This window comes from Intrasporangium sp. Soil_C_50, from assembly GCF_057656595.1.
Genome location: NZ_JBDGKB010000017.1, coordinates 26,633 through 42,867, shown reverse-complemented (window position 1 = coordinate 42,867; position 16,235 = coordinate 26,633). Strand labels below are relative to the sequence as shown.

General features: G+C 70.7%; 11 protein-coding genes. 8 read left to right on the top strand and 3 right to left on the bottom strand.

From position 1 onward, the window contains the following. Positions 1 to 67: 67 nt before the first annotated feature. The 3 genes from AC3A5R_RS21385 to AC3A5R_RS21375 all read left to right on the top strand — a co-directional run bounded on the left by AC3A5R_RS21385 (position 68) and on the right by AC3A5R_RS21375 (position 2,753). Positions 68 to 481 (top strand): LysM peptidoglycan-binding domain-containing protein, encoded by a 414-nt coding sequence (locus tag AC3A5R_RS21385; protein WP_487622793.1) that lies wholly within the window; start codon positions 68 to 70, stop codon positions 479 to 481. Positions 482 to 750: 269 nt separating this feature from the next. Then, positions 751 to 1,056, top strand: a complete 306-nt coding sequence (locus AC3A5R_RS21380; RefSeq protein WP_487622792.1) for a hypothetical protein — start codon at positions 751 to 753, stop codon at positions 1,054 to 1,056. After that, positions 1,056 to 2,753, top strand: a complete 1,698-nt coding sequence (locus AC3A5R_RS21375; protein WP_487622791.1) for an alpha/beta hydrolase — start codon at positions 1,056 to 1,058, stop codon at positions 2,751 to 2,753. Before AC3A5R_RS21380 ends, AC3A5R_RS21375 begins: the two co-directional genes overlap by 1 nt. 37 nt (positions 2,754 to 2,790) lie before the next feature. Here the strand turns inward: AC3A5R_RS21375 and AC3A5R_RS21370 are convergent, their stop codons facing one another. Then, complete coding sequence (locus tag AC3A5R_RS21370) at positions 2,791 to 4,059, bottom strand: sensor histidine kinase (protein WP_487622790.1); 1,269 nt, start codon at positions 4,057 to 4,059, stop codon at positions 2,791 to 2,793. 139 nt (positions 4,060 to 4,198) lie between these two features. Here AC3A5R_RS21370 and AC3A5R_RS21365 point away from each other — a divergent pair, with 139 nt between their 5' ends. The 4 genes from AC3A5R_RS21365 to AC3A5R_RS21350 all read left to right on the top strand — a co-directional run bounded on the left by AC3A5R_RS21365 (position 4,199) and on the right by AC3A5R_RS21350 (position 10,041). Then, positions 4,199 to 4,849: a helix-turn-helix domain-containing protein gene (locus AC3A5R_RS21365; RefSeq protein WP_487622789.1), complete on the top strand. Its 651-nt coding sequence runs from the start codon at positions 4,199 to 4,201 to the stop codon at positions 4,847 to 4,849. Further along, the gene (locus tag AC3A5R_RS21360) at positions 4,846 to 6,039 is read left to right on the top strand and encodes an MFS transporter (protein WP_487622788.1); all 1,194 of its coding nucleotides are present in this window, start codon (positions 4,846 to 4,848) and stop codon (positions 6,037 to 6,039) included. Before AC3A5R_RS21365 ends, AC3A5R_RS21360 begins: the two co-directional genes overlap by 4 nt. Before the next feature lie 444 nt (positions 6,040 to 6,483). Then, positions 6,484 to 6,981 carry a transcriptional regulator NrdR gene (gene nrdR, locus AC3A5R_RS21355; protein WP_487622787.1) on the top strand — a complete coding sequence of 166 codons (498 nt, stop codon included), beginning with the start codon at positions 6,484 to 6,486 and terminating at the stop codon, positions 6,979 to 6,981. A 129-nt stretch (positions 6,982 to 7,110) separates the two neighbouring features. Beyond that, positions 7,111 to 10,041 (top strand): vitamin B12-dependent ribonucleotide reductase, encoded by a 2,931-nt coding sequence (locus tag AC3A5R_RS21350; RefSeq protein WP_487622786.1) that lies wholly within the window; start codon positions 7,111 to 7,113, stop codon positions 10,039 to 10,041. Between the two features lie 217 nt (positions 10,042 to 10,258). Here the strand turns inward: AC3A5R_RS21350 and AC3A5R_RS21345 are convergent, their stop codons facing one another. After that, entirely contained in the window at positions 10,259 to 11,260 is a 1,002-nt protein-coding gene (locus AC3A5R_RS21345; protein WP_487622785.1) for an AraC family transcriptional regulator, read from the bottom strand. Between the two features lie 472 nt (positions 11,261 to 11,732). On the opposite strand from AC3A5R_RS21345, the gene AC3A5R_RS21340 reads away from it, so the two are divergent. Next, entirely contained in the window at positions 11,733 to 14,630 is a 2,898-nt protein-coding gene (locus tag AC3A5R_RS21340) for a winged helix-turn-helix domain-containing protein (protein WP_487622784.1), read from the top strand. 446 nt (positions 14,631 to 15,076) lie between these two features. On the opposite strand, the gene AC3A5R_RS21335 is transcribed toward AC3A5R_RS21340, so the two are convergent. Next, on the bottom strand, positions 15,077 to 16,069 hold the full coding sequence (locus AC3A5R_RS21335) for a hypothetical protein (RefSeq protein WP_487622783.1): 993 nt from the start codon (positions 16,067 to 16,069) through the stop codon (positions 15,077 to 15,079). Between the last annotated feature and the right edge of the window lie 166 nt (positions 16,070 to 16,235).

The following is a 16,235-nucleotide window of genomic DNA, read 5'->3' as shown; positions in this document are numbered from 1 at the left end:
GTGCTACAAATCGTACAGACGTTCGATCGAACACATGTTCGCAAGGCAGCAGGAAGGGGAGGTCAGCATGAGCGTTGTCGCACTCGAGGCCGTTCGTCAGCAGCGTGAGCTGGAGTCGGGGGACTCCGTTCCGCGCTCGAGGCCGCAGCTCGTTCTCGTTCCCACCGGCCCTGACGCCGTCCGTGCCGCCCGCGCCGAGCAGGCGCCGCTGCGCCTGACGCGGTTCGGGCGGTTCGTCGTCACCCTCCTCGTCGCCGGGGTGCTCGTCGCGCTGGGCCTGGGCCTCGCCGGCCAGCTCGCCTCGGCCGCCGACGCGCCGCGGTCCATCACCGTCCAGTCGGGCCAGACGCTGTCGGGAATCGCCGCCCGCGAGCTGCCCGACCTGCCGGTCTCGGAAGGGGTCGCCGAGCTCCAGCTGGCCAACTCCCTCTCCACGTCGATGATCCACGCGGGCCAGCGTCTCGTCGTCCCGGCTCCCTGACCTCCGCTCCGCGCGCGTTCGTGTCGCGCGGATCTCCGACGGCCGCGTTGGCTCCACCTCCAGCGGCTGGCGTGCCCGGCGCTTCGACCCCGCCGGTCCGCCCGGACGCCGCACCCCCACTCCGGGGTGCGGCGTCCTGCTGTACAGGCCTGTTGGCTCGCCCTGTGGACGACCGGGTGCCGACGGCCGGCCCAGGGCGACGCCTGTGGACGGAGGAGCCCACGATCCGAAAGCCCTTCCTACGGTGAAGTTCTCAGGAAGGAGTGGGCATGCGCTACGAGGTGGACCCGGCAACAGTCGGTGACGCAGCGGCCGAGATGGGGGCCGCGCTCGCGCGGCTCGCGTCGATCCGTGCCGATGCCGCGGTGGCGGCGGTCGCCTCGGGGCTACCCGGCGGGGAGGCCGCGGCGTCGACCCCGCGTCTCGTCGAGGCGTGGCGAGACCGGTTCCGTGACGCTCGGCTCGAGCTGCTCGGTCTGGGTTCCGCGCTGGAGGCGGCGTCCACCCTGTACGAGGGCGTCGAACGGACGGCTGCGGCCACCTTCTCCGCCGAGTCCGACGGCGGTGTCCCGTGATGACGCTCGACGTCGGCCGGATCCGGTCGAGCAGACCTGAGGTGCTCCTGGCCGCGGCGAGGCGACTCGAGAGGTGCCGGCTCGACGTCGAGGCGGTCGTCATCAGGCTCTTGCGTCGGCGCACCCGGGGTTGGTCCGGTCCCGCCTCGGCGGCGGCGGCCACGAGGGCGGCTGCTCTCGTTGCCGGCCTCGGCCGGCTCGGCGCGTGCCTCGCCGCGGCGTCGATCAGCCTGAGCCAGGCCGCTACCCGCGTACGTGCCGCGCAGGACCTGCTCTCGCGGGCCGACCGGCGTGCGGCCGATGACGGCGCGTGGGTCGACCATGAGGGCACCCTCTTCCTACCGGTTCGCGCCGCCGGCCTCGACCCGGTGCTCGAGGCCCATCGGGCCCGCCGCGACGTGCTGCTGCGCGAGGAGGTGCACACCTACCTGCGGCAGGCCGTCCGTCTCGCGACCGACGTCGATGCCCGCCTGGCCGCCGACCTGCTCGCTGCGGCGCACGGTGGTTCGGCGGCAGCGCCGGTCCTCGCCGCCGGGGGAGTCCTTCCCGTGACCCCGCCGCCGGTGGTGCTCCACGACGCCAGTGGCGCCTACGCGTCCGCGGCGTGGTGGCGATGTCTCACCGACGCGGAGCGCCGGTCCGTGATCCGCGACCACCCCCAGTGGGTCGGACCGCGCGACGGCATCCCGGCCGCGGCGCGCCACGAGGCCAACCTGGCTCTCCTCGCCGAGGCCGAGCGGGCGGCGTCTGCCGCCCTGGCCGCCGAGCGTGAGCAGCCCGCGAACCTGCTCGGGGTCGACGTCGTGGCGTCGGCGCGACGCCGGGTAGAGGACCTGCGCGCCGTGCGCACCGTGCTCGGGCGTCAGGACGGCGTCCTGCGACGCCTCCTGTTCCTCGACGCCAGGGGTCGCGAGGTCAAGGTCGTCGTCGCGCAAGGCGATGTCGAGACTGCTGAGCACGTGGTGACCTACGTCGGTGGGTTGTCGACGAAGCCCCGCGACGACCTCGCGCGGTACGACGACTGGTTCGCGCCGTTGCGTCAGCAGGCTCTCCGCGAGGGAGGAGGTGCCGACACCGCGATCGTGACGTGGATGGGGTACGAAGCCCCGCAGCCCCACGAGATCGTCACGACCATCGACCGCAGCGTCCTCAACCCGAGGATCGCCCGCGACAACGCCGACGAGCTCGCCGCCTTCGTCACCGGCGTGGCGGCGGCGCGCGACGAGCCCGTGCACCAGACGGTGTGGGCGCACTCGTACGGGTCGGTCCTGGCGGGCAACGCTCTGCTGCAGGACAGCCCGATCGACGACGTAGCTGTGTTCGGGTCGCCGGGCGTGCCCTTCGACCGGATCGAGCGCACCGGCCTCAAGGCCGGGTCGCTCAACGTCCTCGAGGGCGGCCACGATCTCGTCGCCCATCCCGGGTGGCCGCTTTTCGGCCGCCACCCCGACACCGTCAGAGGCGCCGTCTCGCTGTCGACCACCGCGCTGAAGGACCCGACCGCGTCGTGCAACCTCTGGCGCGGCATCGGCTCCGGCGCGGACGACCCGTCGCGGACGTCGGTGGGGCACACCCAGTACCTGCGGGCAGGCACCGTGAGTGCCGACAACCTCGTGGCGGTCGCCGTCGGGCGGCGCGACCTCGTGGTCCGGCAGACATCGGTCGAACGGTCGTGCATCACGATGCCGTCCCTGTGAGGTGGCCGTCCCTGGGAGGTGGACCCGGTGGGGAGCGTCAGGCTTCGTCGACGTCAGGAGCGCCCGCGGGCAGCTCGAACCAGAAGCGAGACCCGCCCTCGGGGGCCGGGTCCACGCCGATCGAGCCCCCGTGCACCTCGACGATGCGCTTGCACGTGGCAAGCCCGATCCCGCTGCCCTCGACATCGGTGGACACCCGGGTGAAGAGCCGGAAGATGCTCTCGCGGTTGGCCTCGTCGATGCCGACCCCGTTGTCCTGCACCGTGATCCGCCATCGGTCGTCGTGCGGTCGCGCCGTCACGGTGACGACCGGCTCGAGGTCCGGACGGGTGTACTTCAGGGCGTTCGACACGAGGTTCAGCAGCACCGAGTACAGCTGGGCACCGTCGGCCCACAGGGTCGGCAGCGGCTCGGCCATGACGGTCGCGTTCGCGTGCTCGATGCTCGGACCGAGATCGGTCAGGACGTCTGAGAGCACGGCGTCGAGGTCGGTCTCGGTCCGCTCGAGGCGGGCCCCGACCCGCGCGTGCGTCAGGATCTCCTCGATGAGACCTGCCATCCGCGTCGAGGCGCGGAACGTCGTGCCGACCAGGCGGGTGGCCAGCGGGTCCTCGACGACGGACTCGCGCTGCCCGAGCATCTCCGCGCTCGCCATGATGGCCGACAGGGGGCTGCGCAGGTCGTGGCTGACCTGCCCGGCGAAGACCGACAGCAGGTCGTTCGAGCGGCGCAGCTCGTCGCGGGCTGCGGTGAGGTCCGACAGCGACTCCTCCAGCTCGCGGCTGCGAAGCCTCAGCTCGAGCACATCGACGATCCGGTCCGCGAGCACGGTCAGCGCGTGCTCCTGCTCGGGGGCCAGCGTTCGCGGCTCGACGTCGAAGACGCACAGTCGGCCGATGATGACGGCGCCCGGCGTCGTCAGCGGAGCGGACGCGTAGAAGCGGACGTCGCCGAGGATGCCGGTCACGAACGGGTTGTCGCGGAATCGCTCGTCCGTCGCGGCGTTGCGCACGACAACCGGTTCTGGACGGTCGAGGACGACCGCGCACATCGAGTCCTCGCGCAGGCAGATCGAGGCCTCGAAGCCGAAGGTCGCCACCTGGTGCTGTCGGGTCGAGGTGATGAGGTTGATCGCCGCGTTGGGAACGGCACAGATCTGCGCCGCCATGTCGACGAGGGCCTGCAGATCGCGGCTGGGCCCGCTCTCGAGCACCCCGTAGCGACCGAGGACGGCGTCGCGCAGGTGCGCCGGCTCGTCGGAGGGGAGCGCGGCCGTGGGCGCCTCGTCGAGTGTCCGCTTTGTCACGCCTTGATCTTCCGACATGCCCCCTCCCTCGCGCACGCCGCGGGTGGGCGTGTCGCCCGGACGACGTCTGACCGCAACGAACTGGGCGAGTTATACAAGAGTGCTTGTATGTCTGGCCGACGAGCACGATGGTGGGCCCATGCCCCGACGAACCGCGGCCGAGCGCCACGAGACCACGACCCCGACCGACGCCGACGTCCTCGGCGGCGAGTCCGGAGACGCCCTCCTCGAGGTGCTGTCCGCCTTCCACCACCCGACGCGTCGATGGATCTGCGAGCTGCTCTCCGTCGAGGGCCCGGCCACCGTGGGGCAGCTCGCCCGCCGCACCCGTCTGGCCGTCGGGTCGGTGAGCCACCACGTCGGGGTCCTGCACCGGCACGGCTTCGTCGAGCCTGCCCCTGAGCTCGCTCGCGACACCCGGGAGAGCTGGTGGCGCAGCCGCTCCCGCCAGTTGTCGTGGGACGCGTCCGACTTCGTCCCGGGCACGGTGGCACGACGCATCGCCGCGACGGCGGAGGCCGAGAACTTCCGCCACCACGTCCGCGCCGTCCAGCAGTGGCTCGCGACCTCGCAGGACGCGCCGGAGGAGCTGCGGCGTGCCGCGACGGCCACCGACACCCTCGAGCAGGCGACTCTCGAGCAGATGCGCGACCTGGGGACGCGCCTCACCGAGGTGGTGCTCGCCTGGAGCGAGCAGTGCCGGGCGGACGCCCGAGCCCACCCGGAGGTCGAGAGGTACCCGGTGCGCGTCGGCACCCGCGTCTTCCCCAGCGCGCCGGTGAAACCATGAGCACGGTGACGGCCCCGGCCCCCGTCGGGGCTCCGCCACCGCCGCTGCGACGCGACCGGATGGTGCGCGCCTGGGTCGCCGCGATGTTCCTTTCGTGGTTCGGCGACGCACTGTGGACGGTCGCCCTGGCGTGGACGGCCGCACACACGCTGTCACCCGCGATGGCCGGGGTCGTGCTGGGCGCCGAGACGATCCCGCAGGCCGCCCTGGTCGTCGTGGGCGGCGTGCTCGCCGACCGGTACGACACGCGTCGGGCGCTGGTCGTCGGGCGGGTGGCCCAGGGCGTCGTGCTGCTCGCCGGTGCGTTCGCCTGGACGGCCGGCGTCAGGGGTGCCGGCTTCCTCGTGGCGCTCGGCGTCACGTTCGGCGCCGTCACCGGCCTCACGATGCCGTCCGGCGCGACGATGGCGCGCCAGCTCGTCACGAGCAAGGACCTGGCCACCGTCAGCGGCTGGAACCAGATCGGCAACCGGACGGCGCGGCTGCTCGGTGCGCCGGCCGGTGGTGCGGTCGTCGCCTGGTCCGGCCCGGCCGGCGCCATGGTCCTCGACGCGGTGACCTTCCTCGGGATCGCGGCGACGCTCGGCCTCGTCGTCCGTCCGAGGTTCGCCCTGCCGCGGTCGGCGGGGATGCCGTGGCTGGCCAGCGTCCGCGACGGCGTCGCCTACCTGCGTCGTGACGACCGGGCCCGGCTGCTCGTGCTCGGTCTCGCCGCGCTCAACGTCTTCGTCTCCCCGGTCATCGCCCTCGGCGTCGCCCTACGCGTCACCGGGTCCGGGTGGGGGCCGTCGTGGCTCGGGTACGCCGAGGCGGCCTTCGCCACGGGGGCGATCATCGGCAGCCTCGTCGGGATCCGGGTCCGACCGGTCCGTCCGGCCCGTGCCGGGTTCCGCGTCCTCGTCGCGCAGGGCGTACTGATCGTCGGCGCCGGCATGGACGCCCGGCCGGTCCTGCTCGCCGCGATGCTCGGCATCGGACTGACCGCGGGCGCCGCGTCGGTCTGGCTGTCCGGCGCCTACCAGCGCACGGTCGCCACGAGCCACCTCGGACGCGTGTCGTCGCTGTCCGGGTTCGGTGACCTCGTGCTCGTCCCGCTCGCGATCCCGGCCTTCGGCCTGCTGGCCGCTGCGACGTCGCTGCTGACGGCGGCGGCGGCGTGCGGCGTCGGCATGGCGGGCCTGTGCGTGTAGTTCGCGACGCGTCCGCGGTTGTCCGAGGTGCGCTGAGCCGTCGCCCCCAGATGGCGCCACATGGGGGAGTCGCTACGGTGGTCGACCCCAACATCTTGGGGTCGCCCGTCTGGCGACACGCCGGGACGGATGGGACTCTTGTGGCGTTTGTGCAGGTCAGCGACGCGCCACGCCGGGTTTTTCCGAAGTGCTTGCGACGCACGTCACGACCTGCCTACAGTTACCCCTACATCTAGTAGTTACACGGATGTAAGACGTCCACATGTAGTCCCCAACCAGATTGGGGTTATGGACAGGTCGTCCCCAGCTCATCCACAGAACCATCCCCAGCCCCGGCCGGTCCCACGAACACCGACCCGGGCCTCGGAGAGGCTCGTGGACGGCATACGGGGACGACCACGAGCGTTCCTACGACTGGGCTTACGGAGAGGGAGGTGACCCGTCGTGCACTGTCCCTTCTGTCGGCACACCGACTCGCGGGTCATCGACTCACGCACCACCGACGACGGCGCGGCCATCCGCCGCCGCCGCCAGTGCCCCGAGTGCAACCGCCGCTTCACGACGCTCGAGACCTCGAGCCTCAACGTGATCAAGCGGTCCGGCGTCACCGAGCCGTTCAGCAGGGTCAAGGTCCTCTCCGGCGTCCGCAAGGCCTGCCAGGGCCGACCGGTCACCGAGGACGACCTCGCGCTGCTCGCCCAGAAGGTCGAGGAAGCCATCCGTTCGCAGGGAAACGCCGAGATCGAGGCGCACGAGGTCGGCATGGCCGTCCTCGAGCCGCTCCGCGAGCTCGACGAGGTCGCCTTCCTCAGGTTCGCCAGCGTCTACCAGGCCTGGGAGAGCCTCGAGGACTTCGAAGGGGCCATCACGCTCCTTCGAGCCGAACGTGACGCGCTCGGGACGGGCCCAGACGCCCACCCCGAGCTCGGCGCGCAGCGGTAACCACCCTCCACACGAATCGCCCACACCCACAAGGGGACTGTCAGACCCCGGCGAGACACTGACACCGAACGACACGACGAGCACTCGGGCCCGGGGCGGGCCCGCACACGGTCAGGGAGGCCGCAGGAAATGACGGAGATCGGTAACCGCACATCTCGCTCGAAGGCAGGCGCCAAGGGCGTCAAGATCGAGCGCATCTACACCACGCCCGGCGTCCACCCGTACGACGAGGTGACGTGGGAGAAGCGCGACGTCGTCCAGCAGAACTGGAAGACGGGCGAGACGATCTTCGAGCAGCGCGGGGTCGAGTTCCCCGACTTCTGGTCGATCAACGCGAGCACCATCGTCACCACCAAGTACTTCCGCGGCGCGGTCGGCACGCCCGCTCGCGAGGTGTCGCTCAAGCAGCTCATCGACCGCGTCGTGCTGACGTACGTCGCCGCCGGCAAGAGCAACGGCTACTTCTCCAGCGCCGACGACGCCGAGGTCTTCGAGCACGAGCTGACGTGGGCGCTGCTGCACCAGGTCTTCTCGTTCAACTCGCCGGTGTGGTTCAACGTCGGCACGAAGTCGCCGCAGCAGGTCTCGGCCTGCTTCATCCTCGCGGTCGACGACTCGATGGACTCCATCCTCAACTGGTACAAGGAGGAGGGGAAGATCTTCCAGGGCGGCTCCGGCGCCGGCCTCAACCTCTCCCGCATCCGCTCCTCCAAGGAGCTGCTCTCCTCCGGTGGCACGGCCTCCGGCCCGGTCTCCTTCATGCGCGGCGCCGACGCCTCCGCGGGCACCATCAAGTCGGGCGGCGCGACGCGTCGGGCCGCCAAGATGGTCGTCCTCGACGTCGACCACCCGGACATCGAGGAGTTCGTCGAGACGAAGGCGCGCGAGGAGGACAAGATCCGCGCCCTGCGCGACGCGGGGTTCGACATGGACCTCGGCGGCAAGGACATCGTCTCGGTCCAGTACCAGAACGCGAACAACTCGGTCCGCGTCAACGACGAGTTCATGAAGGCCGTCGAGAACGGCACCGACTTCGGCCTGCGCTCGCGTTCCGACGGCTCGGTCATCGACACCGTCGACGCCCGCGACCTCTTCGCCAAGATCGCCAAGGCCGCGTGGGAGTGCGCCGACCCGGGCATCCAGTACGACGACACGATCAACGCCTGGCACACCAACCCCGAGACCGGTCGCATCACCGCGTCCAACCCCTGCTCGGAGTACATGTCGCTCGACAACAGCTCGTGCAACCTCGCCTCGCTCAACCTGCTGAAGTTCCTCAAGGACGACGACACCTTCGACGCCGTCACCTTCCAGAAGGTCGTCGAGCTCGTCATCACGGCGATGGACATCTCGATCTGCTTCGCGGACTTCCCGACCGACCCGATCGGCGAGACGACGCGCAACTACCGCCAGCTCGGCATCGGCTACGCCAACCTCGGCGCGCTGCTCATGGCCACCGGCCACGGCTACGACTCCGAGGGTGGCCGCGCGCTCGCCGCGTCGATCACCTCGCTGCTCACCGGCGCCGCCTACAAGCGCTCCGCCGAGATGGCCTCGGTCGTCGGCGCCTACGCCGGCTACGCCCGCAACGCCGACGCGCACAAGCGCGTCATGCGCAAGCACCAGGCGGCCAACGACGACATCAAGACCCTCGACGCCATGGACTCCGGCATCCACAAGGTCGCCACGAAGGCCTGGGACGACGTCATCAAGCTCGGCGAGAAGCACGGTTACCGCAACGCACAGGCGTCGGTGCTCGCCCCCACCGGCACCATCGGCTTCATGATGGACTGCGACACCACCGGCATCGAGCCGGACTTCTCGCTCGTCAAGTTCAAGAAGCTCGTCGGCGGCGGCTCGATGCAGATCGTCAACCTGACGATCCCGCGGGCCCTGAAGAAGCTCGGCTACCAGCAGGAGTCGATCGAGGCCATCGTCGAGTACATCGCCGACAAGGGCCACGTCGTCGACGCCCCCGGCCTCAAGCCGGAGCACTACGAGGTCTTCGACACCGCGATGGGTCAGCGCGCGATCTCCCCGATGGGCCACGTGCGCATGATGGCGGCGGCGCAGCCGTTCCTGTCCGGCGCCATCTCCAAGACGGTCAACCTGCCCGAGACGGCGACGGTCGAGGAGATCGAGGACGTCTACATGCAGGGCTGGAAGCTCGGCATCAAGGCGCTCGCGGTCTACCGCGACAACTGCAAGGTCGGCCAGCCGCTGTCCGACGGTGGGTCCACCGCCAAGGACAAGGAGAAGGCCAAGGACGTGCCGGCCGAGGCCGCCCCGGCCAAGGTCGAGAAGATCATCGAGTACCGCCCGGTGCGTCGTCGCCTGCCCAAGCGCCGCACGTCGCAGACGACGTCGTTCGCCGTCGGTGGCGCCGAGGGCTACCTCACCGCCGGCACGTACGAGAACGGTGAGCTCGGCGAGATCTTCCTCAAGTTCGGCAAGCAGGGCTCGACGCTCGCCGGCGTGATGGACGCGTTCTCGATCGCCGTGTCCGTCGGCCTGCAGTACGGCGTGCCGCTCGAGACCTACGTGGAGAAGTTCACGAACCTGCGCTTCGAGCCGGCCGGCATGACCGACGATCCGGACGTGCGGATGGCCCAGTCCCTCATGGACTACGTCTTCCGACGGCTCGCCCTGGACTACCTCGACTTCGACACCCGCTCGTTCATGGGCATCCACACCGCCGAGGAGCGCGCGCGCCAGGTCGAGACCGGCTCGTACGAGGCGATCGAGGCCAGTGACGACGAGGACGAGGACGAGCTGGCCGAGGAGCTCGAGACGCTCCAGCAGTCGACGCCGGTCGCCAAGAAGGAGCCGAAGCCCGAACCCAAGGCGGAGAAGGCCGGTGAGGTCGAGGTCAAGTTCGGCGCCGGTGCCGCGTCGGCCCGCGAGGCCTCCGGTGACGTGCACAGCTCGGCCGAGCTGCTCGAGAAGTTCGGCGGCATCACCGCCGACGCGCCGATCTGCATGACCTGCGGCACGAAGATGCGTCCCGCCGGCTCCTGCTACGTCTGCGAGGGTTGCGGCAGCACCAGCGGCTGCAGCTGATGTCATCGGTCAGGAATTGACACGAATGGCTCGACCACGAGTGGCATTCAGCTGGTCAGAATTGTCACCCGATCGGTCAGATGACATTTCGTGAGCGGCACCTGAGTCGGCCCGGTCCCTCCATGAGGGGCCGGGCCGCACGTCGTTGGGGGTGGGTTCCGGTACTCCACCAACCGTCAGCCCACGCAGGAGCCGGACTCTCCCTGACGCTTCTGTACTACGTCCTGGCCAGCTTCCGCCAGTCCCGGGCCGTCATGCCGAAGCGCCTCGTGAACCATCGGCTGAAGGCGCCCGGGGTGTCGAATCCGAGCAGCTGTGAGATCTGGGTCATCGACTGGGTGCCACTGCCGAGGTGGCGTTGGGCCAGGGCGGCCCGGGTCTGGTCCACGACGGCCCTGAAGGACGTCCCTTCCCGAGCGAGGTGTCGCCGCAGTGTGCGCGGATCGAGGCGTAGGGCGCTGGCGACCGCGGTGAGCGAGCACCGCCCTGCTGGTAGCAGCAGCTCGACCAGCTCGGTCACACGGGCGGTGGTGCTCGGCCCTCTCCTGGCGACGGCGGCCTCGAGGAACTGCTGCGCGTACGGGCGCAGCAGCGGGTCGGACAGCCGGTTCGCCGAGCCGAGGTCGCGCGAGCGCAGGACGAGTCCCGAATACGGCTGGTCGAACCGGAGGCCAGGCCCGAACGCGTCGGGGTACTGCCCGAGGTCAGCGGGAGCGGGGAACGCGAAGTAGGCGCCGAGCGGGCGCCACGAGTCGTCGAGGCACTCGCGGATGACCCCGTTGACCGCGGTGACCCCGAGCGCGGTGGCCTGGCCCAGGGGTGCCGGCGCGCCCAGCTCGAGCCAGAGCCGGATGGTGGCCGTGCCGTCGCTCTCGTCCAGGCGCAGGCGCAGGGCCTCGTTGTAGGTCACCTCGTGACGGACCAGCACCTGCAGCACGTGGCGAAGGTCGGGCTCCTCACGGACCGCCACGCTGATCGGGCCGAGGGTGGCCAGGCGCCGCCCGTCGCCCAGCAACACCGCGAAGTCGGGGCGCGCCGAGAGGGTGGCCGACAGGTCGAGCAGTCGCGCGGCCGCCCGGGCGGGGAGCCAGGTGTCCGGAGCCCGCAGCTCCGCGAGCTCCAGGCCCACCTGAGCCACCAGCGCCGGAGCGTCGACGCCCAGGGCCGTGGCGAGTTCGAGGTACCCGTCGAGCGTTGCAGCCCGGATCAGCGGCTCCATCACGTGCCCCCAGGTCGAGGTGTCCGCATTCGACAAGGATCTGCCCGGTTCGGCGAAGAAGTCGTCACTCTCCGCGACCTACGCTCTTCCTGCGCAACAACGCGCGTCGCCGGGTACCCCTAAACCCGGCGGAAGGCCCCCAGCTCCCCCTGGGCTGGGGGCCTTCGTGGGCGCTCGGAGGGCGGGCTCGTTGGTCCGCGGGTGGTGCCGGCAGCTGCGGAGCGCTCGAGGGTCCCGCTCACCCTGATAAGGGATGTGGGGCTGCTGGGGGGCCACGATGATGATGGATCAGGCAGGCCCGTCCCGTCCTCCCGTCCAGCTCAAGGCTCAGGGGGTGCTCTGCCAGACGCCCGGGCTGACGCTCCTGCAGGGACCCGAGATTCTGGGCTGTGTCGGGGCCTGTCCTTGAGCCCGCAGGGCACTATCGGCCGGGGCCTGAGGCCCGCCGTAAATCCTCTACCACGGGACAGCCGTGCGCTCCGTGTCCGGGATACTGGTCCACGGACACGGCCGGATCCAGCGCCGCTACACGCACCTGTCGGCGGACCGGTCCGTGGTCGCGGCCGCCGGTGCTCGCCACAGGCTTGGGGCGCGCCTGGGGCTTACGTCCGGCGGGGACGAGGCCTCTCAACGAGGGCCATTCATCCGAGTAGTCCGATATCGGCGAAGGTTCCCAGTCCGAGGGGTAGGCTGCAGATACCCCTCCGCGGACCCCTCTGCGTGCGCCCATCCACAAGGGGATGAGATGGTCGGACCACGTCATGCGCGTATGGCGATCCCGTCGCCTTCTGCCCACACGATCGAGCGGGCTCGTCTGGCGCCCCTGATCGACGAGCGGCCGGTGGTCGTGCTCGCGGGCATGGCGGGTTACGGCAAGTCGACGCTGCTCGCGGAGGCCTCCCGGCGCCAGCAGGTCAAGGGTGCGGCCATCTGGTTGGGCGTCGATGACTCCGACCGGGCGCCGGTGCGGCTCGTCGCGGACCTCGTGACTTCAGTGTGCCTCTCGGGGCTCGAGGAGCTGGGCACCGACCTGGAGCCGCTGCGGGTCTCCGCGCTGCGGGCCGAGCCCCTTGCGCTGGTCGACTCGCTGCTGGAGGTGCTCTTCGACGCGGCGCTGCCGTTGACGCTCGTGCTGGACGATCTGCAGGAGCTGACCGGTTCCAAGGGCTCGATCCAGGTGATCGACCACCTCTTGAAGTGGGCGCCGGCAAACATGCGCATCGCCGTGGCCGCGCGCGTCGTGCCACCGCTGCGGTTGCAGCGGCTGCGCCTGGATGACCGGCTGTCCTTCCTGTCCCACGAGCAGCTGGCGTTCAGTCCGGCGGAGACGGCCGAGGCGGTGCGGGCCGCCGATCTGGACCTCGACGAAGAGACAGTCAAGGACATCCACCGTGCCACCGGTGGCTGGGCAGCGGGGGTGCGCATGGCGCTCCTCGCCTCGCGCCAGTACGGCCTGCGCCAGCAGGTGCCGACGCAGCTGCGGCGTGACCAGGCGCTGGCGGAGTACCTCGCGACGGAGGTGCTCGCGTCGCTGTCGGACGACCTGCGCGACTTCGTCCTCGACGCCACCCTGGACGAGCACGTGTGCCCCTCACTGGTCGACAGCGTCCGGGGGACGCACAACGCAGAGGCGCTGCTGGAGCTGTGCGTCGCCGACGGCCTGTTCCTGTCCCGCGGTGTCAGCAACGGGGAGGAGGCCTGGTACTACTGGCACCCGCTCTTCGCCGCTCACGTCCACCGGCGCCTGGTCGCCGACTACCCCGATCGGGCCACCCGGCAGCACACGGCGGCCGCGGACTGGTGGAGTGCCGTTGATGCCCGCACGGCGATCAGACACGCTGTCGCGGCCGGGGACGGTGACCGAGCCTCGCAGATCTTCGCCGACCGCTGGCTCGAGCTGTTCCTCGAGGGACGGGTCGACGCGGTGCTCGACGCTGTCGAGCACGTCCCCCAGGTTTCGGCCTACTCCGGCGACGCTCATCTGGCCCGTGCCCTGATCCTCGTGCAGCGCGGGAAGATCGACGAGGCCAAGGCGCAGATCCAGGCCGCCGGAGCCGCTGCCGTCCTGCTTCCGGCCGACGCGAAGGCGGAGTTCGAGGACCGTATGGCAGTCGTCAAGCTGTTCCATACCGGCTATCGATCGGGTTTGAGCGCGGCCGTCGAGCCGGGAGCGGCTCTGCTGCAGGGGTTCGACCTGAGGCGGCGCCGTCCGGACCCGGCGGTCCTGGCCTCGGTGCAGATGTTCGTCGGGATGGGGGAGGCCAGGCGTGTGCAGTCCGAGCCCGAGGTCACCCTCGAGATGCTGCGGTCCTCTGCCGCGACCGCGCACGACACCGGTCTGCTGGCCCTGGAGCTGACCGCGCTCGCCGAGTCGTGCCTGCCCGCGATCGCCGAAGGACGCCTTGGCGAGGTGCGCGACCTCGCTGAGGACGTGCTCGCCCGGGCCGATGACCGCGGCTGGGTGGGGCTGGCCACGCTGGCTCCGGCGGTCGCCTACCTCGGCTGGCTCGACTACTGGCGGGACAACCTCCACGAGTCACGGACCCAGCTCGAGCGGGCTCTGACGATGATGCTGCCCTTCGACTGGGAGCTGCAGGGCTTCACGCTCAGCTACCTGACGACGACCTGCCTGTTGCTGGGAGACCTCCAGGGCGCACGAGCGGCAACGGCGCAGATCCGGACCCTGTCGGAGTCGGGGTGCAGCGCGCCGGCCTGGCACTCCATGCTCGCCGCGCTCGACGGGCTGATCCTCATGGCTGAGGGCAGCACCCCTGAGGCGGTGGCCCTGGCCGCGAAGCCCCCCTCCGGACCGGAGTATCCGCTGGCTACGGTCCAGCGGGCGAAGGTGCTGCTGCAGGCGGAGCTCCCGGCCGACGCGCTCTCCCTGCTGGACCAGACGACGACGAGGAGTCGGCTCGTGCATGTCGAGGTCCTCTCCCGCTGCCTCGAGGCCGAGGCGCTCGGGCAGCTGGACCGCCCCGGCGCACACGCCTCGCTCGAGCTGGCCCTGGCCGCGGCCGAGCCGGACGAGCTGTACGGGCCCTTCCTCTGTGCTGGCGAGCCCCTGCCGAGCCTGCTGAAGTCCCACCTGAGCCACGGCACCGCGCACCCGGGAGCGGTGACGCAGGTGCTCGGACGGATGGCCGCAGTGCAGCGCCGGGACGTCACCGGGCGGCATGAGCCGCTGACGGAGCGTGAGCGGGTCATTCTGCGCTACCTCGCCACCAACCTCACCAACGCCGAGATCGCCGAGGCGGAGTACATCTCGCTGCACACGGCCAAGACACACATCGCACACATCTATCAGAAGCTGGGCGTCAGCAGCCGGCGGGCCGCGGTCCGCCGTGCGGCCGAGCTCGAGCTCTACTGATGGTGCGGACTCACGCACCGGTGATTCATCGCAGTGCGCTCGGCGGCGTCTGCTCCGACACGACTGCACGCACGCTGATGGATCTGGTCGGGCTGGCCGTGGCGATGGCGGCCTCAACCGGTTCCGCCGTCTCTCCCTGACGGGCCGCGATGACCCGGGCGTCCCCGCTGCGGCTGTCCCTTCCCGGCACCGAGCATGTTGCCGGCGAGCACCGGGCCGTCATGCGCGATTGGCGGAAGGGCTCAGACGCCGCCCGCGCGTTCCCTCCCGGTGGCAGGCCACGACGCGGGAACCCCCGTTGCCGTGGTGCTGGATGGTGCGTCTGCGTCCCGACTGGGGTACCGACGTCAGATGCTTCACGGCCTTCCGGTTTCAGGTGCACGATCCGCAGGCGGCGTGATGGTCCTCCCGGCTGGGCATCACTTGGCCCTGACCAGGCGAGGTGGTCACCCGACCGGTTCGAACGACACTTCATGGGTGCGCACATCGAACGCCGCCAGCTGCACATCGGGACGCAGGTCCGCCTCGTGGAGCCTGCGGCGCAGCAGGTCGAGACTGAACGCCGGCTTGGTGACGTTGATGAAGACACCCACGTAGGCCGCCGGCAACCGCTGGTCGGGGTGGGCGCCCTCGGCCGCGTTCAAGATGACCGACAGCTTCTGGACGTCCCTGACCACCGCGCTGTAGCTGAGCCCCGACGGCTGCGTGGCTGCGACGTTGAGCTCGGTGATCACGGAGGCGTCCGCCAGCTGAACGAGGTCGGACCGCGGGTTGCCCGGTCCCTCGAGCGGGCCCGGTGGGTGCGGAGCATCCCGGCGGGGCACGCGCACGAGCGGTCGGCGCAGCGTCAGCATGTCGATCGTGAGCTTGCCGACAGACCGGTAGGGCGCCGCAGCGGCGGGCAGCAGGTGCCGTGGGTCCAGATCCACCTCGAGCACCACGTGTCTCGGGCTGAGGTTAGCCATCGTGAAGTGCGCGAGCCACGCCTGGTAGGTCGCATCCGGAGCAACGGTGTCGTGGCACTGCGCGGCCAGCTCTCGCCACGCGTCCTCGAACAGGCCGGCGTGCTGCTCGCGGACCGGGTCGGCAGTACCTGACTCGCCGTCCGCCGCGCCGTAGCCTGCGGCCCTGCCCGTCCCGGCGCGGCTCACCAGCAGCGGGATGAGCCGACGCTGCCACCTCAACGCGTCGACGAATCCGCTCGCCATCGCGCCGCGGGTGGGCTCGTCACGGTGGACGAGCTGCAGGTTCTCAGGAAGTGGGTCGACCGACAGGTCGACACCGACGACCTCGGCGAAGGTGTCGAGAAGCAGACGCTGCACGGCGCTCGTGCCCGGTGGGACGGACGTGGATGCCAGCCGCGTGCGCATCGCAGCCCAGACCCACGGGTCCCCGCGGAGACCCCACTGCTCGGGCTCCCGCTCGAACAGGTCGCTCATGACCGCAGACACGCTGCCCCCTGACCCTCGCCGGTGGGCCTCACACTACGGATGCGCGGACCGGCCGGGATCACTCCCAGCGGACCAGTTTCACCCGATCCGGCGGCATCACCGGGCGTGCGGAAGAGAGCTGCCTGACCGGCGCGCCCGGCCTGAATACGCCTGC

What these genes read in the sequence shown, in the direction of transcription:
- AC3A5R_RS21385 (WP_487622793.1), top strand. Translation starts at nt 68, where the DNA reads ATGAGCGTTGTCGCACTCGAGGCCGTTCGTCAGCAGCGTGAGCTGGAG.
- AC3A5R_RS21380 (WP_487622792.1), top strand. Translation starts at nt 751, where the DNA reads ATGCGCTACGAGGTGGACCCGGCAACAGTCGGTGACGCAGCGGCCGAG.
- AC3A5R_RS21375 (WP_487622791.1), top strand. Translation starts at nt 1,056, where the DNA reads ATGACGCTCGACGTCGGCCGGATCCGGTCGAGCAGACCTGAGGTGCTC.
- AC3A5R_RS21365 (WP_487622789.1), top strand. Translation starts at nt 4,199, where the DNA reads ATGCCCCGACGAACCGCGGCCGAGCGCCACGAGACCACGACCCCGACC.
- AC3A5R_RS21360 (WP_487622788.1), top strand. Translation starts at nt 4,846, where the DNA reads ATGAGCACGGTGACGGCCCCGGCCCCCGTCGGGGCTCCGCCACCGCCG.
- AC3A5R_RS21350 (WP_487622786.1), top strand. Translation starts at nt 7,111, where the DNA reads ATGACGGAGATCGGTAACCGCACATCTCGCTCGAAGGCAGGCGCCAAG.
- AC3A5R_RS21345 (WP_487622785.1), bottom strand. Translation starts at nt 11,260, where the DNA reads ATGGAGCCGCTGATCCGGGCTGCAACGCTCGACGGGTACCTCGAACTC.
- AC3A5R_RS21335 (WP_487622783.1), bottom strand. Translation starts at nt 16,069, where the DNA reads ATGAGCGACCTGTTCGAGCGGGAGCCCGAGCAGTGGGGTCTCCGCGGG.